Genomic DNA, 1,770 nt, shown 5'->3' with positions numbered 1-1,770 from the left:
TGTAGATATCAGCGCTGATTGGCACCGTTCTGTCAGCGCTAAGTGACACCGATCACGAGGGTGCTGCGTGCAGCTTCCACCACGTCGTCAGTGATCGCGTTCAGGCCGTTGATCCTCAGGATGCGCTCGATCTGAACGAACAGCCGGTGGAGCAGACGGAAGTTGCCGCCCGTGATCCGCACGATGGTGGCGACCGCCTGCGCGTCGGTGAAGTCCGCTTCGTCCATCGCGAGTCCGAGGTCGCGCCAGCGCCGCGTGAGGACAAAGGTCAGCTCCTGATCCTGCAAGGGCCGGTACTGGTGGGCGAAGCCGACACGGCTGAAAAGCTGTGCGTATCGCTCCATGCGCTTTTCGATGCCCGGCATCCCGATCAGGATAAGGCCGATGCCCTGCCGGTCGAACAGGTCACGCAGATATTCCAGCCCCGTGTTGGACAGGCGGTCGGCTTCATCGACGATCAGCAGTTCGACGAAATGCTTCCGGGGCGAAACGACGATCTGATCCTTGGGCCGGACATGCTGATCGATACAGATATCGACCCGATCGATGAGGCGGGGCAGGTCCTGACGAAGCTCGCGCAGCGTGCTGCCGACTGTCGGCGTATAGAACACGGCACGCGCACGGGCGAGGTCGGCATATATCTTGAGATCGGACGCCTGCCGCGCACCCCAGGTCATGAGCAGATCGACTGCGCCGTCCCAGCGCGCGTAGCGTCGCGCGGAAAGGGTTTTGCCGACGCCGGCCGTGCCGTGACACAAGCCAATGTAGCGGTGCTTGCGGACGGCGTTGGCAAACTCGGTGAAGCGGCGATGTTCCTGCGTCGAGATGAAGCTGGTGGCGCGAGCGCTGCCGTCTGCCATCACTCGCCCTCGTAATAGGTGCGGAGACGCGGCTTGCTCCGTGTCACCTCGGGGGACGTGGCAGGCGTGGGTTTTGGCGTTGAGGCGCGCACCGAGCCGGAACCCAGCGGGCGCAAGATCGCGGGCAGATAGTCCGCAACGCGGGCCTTCCGCTCTCCGATCTCGCTCCGCAGGCGACGACGATAGGCGATGCGGGCGGCTTGCACGTCCTTGAGAGTGATACTCAGGCCGGCATGGTCGGGGCTGACGGCCCGGCACAGAAAGACGTTGCGATGGAATATCCGAACCTCGCCTACGTCGCGAGGATCGTAGCGGATCGTCACCGGCTCGCCGACATAGGCGGCGAGCGTAGGGTTGAAGTATCGCAGCCCCTCGAAACGGATGCCGTCGCGGTGGACGATGCGCGGCTTGGCGACCATGACCAGCAGCGCGTCCAGTTCCTCCAGCGTTTCCGGCATCCGGGACAGCCAGCCATCGCCGCGCCACGCATCGACGGGCGGTACGCCGATCGCCCTGTGCGGGCGGACGTTATAGGTCGCCACGATGTATGTGCCGATCGCAGCGTCCAGTTCGGGAAGCGTCAGGCGCGGGGGCGATACCGGTTTGCCGTTACGAAGATTGCCCGGCAGTTCCGCCAACAGTTCGGTGTTGATGGTGCGGAACAGCCGCTCGATCTTGCCGCGCCCCTGTGGACGCGCGACGGCAGAGTAGATCAGGCGGATACGCAGATCGGCCGCAGCCTGTTCGAGATGAAGGCTGGTGAAGTCCGATCCGTGATCGACGTACAGGACGTCGGGAATGCCGCATACCGGCCAGGTCGGATCGGCCTTGCGCCAAATCGCCTGTCGCAGCGCGAGCGACGTGTTGAGCGCGGAGGGCGCGCCGAGGAAAACCATGTAGCCTGCTATCA

The 1,770-nt window shown here is 64.2% G+C and carries 2 protein-coding genes; both read right to left on the bottom strand.

From position 1 onward, the window contains the following. Positions 1 to 38 precede the first annotated feature (38 nt). On the bottom strand, positions 39 to 860 hold the full coding sequence (locus tag EWH12_RS21775; protein ID WP_042853443.1) for an AAA family ATPase: 822 nt from the start codon (positions 858 to 860) through the stop codon (positions 39 to 41). Next, positions 860 to 1,770, bottom strand: a 911-nt coding sequence (locus EWH12_RS21770; RefSeq protein ID WP_165363703.1) for a Mu transposase C-terminal domain-containing protein, incomplete at its 5' end; no start/stop codon positions are given. The genes EWH12_RS21770 and EWH12_RS21775, both read right to left, overlap by 1 nt.

This window comes from Sphingobium cupriresistens (assembly GCF_004152865.1).
Classification (GTDB): Bacteria; Pseudomonadota; Alphaproteobacteria; order Sphingomonadales; family Sphingomonadaceae; genus Sphingobium; species Sphingobium cupriresistens.
The sequence above is the reverse complement of the archived record's forward strand: the minus strand, read 5'-3'. Positions and strand labels throughout refer to the sequence as shown.

Coding starts and splice junctions, on each gene's coding strand:
- EWH12_RS21775 (WP_042853443.1), bottom strand. CDS start 860: ATGGCAGACGGCAGCGCTCGCGCCACCAGCTTCATCTCGACGCAGGAA.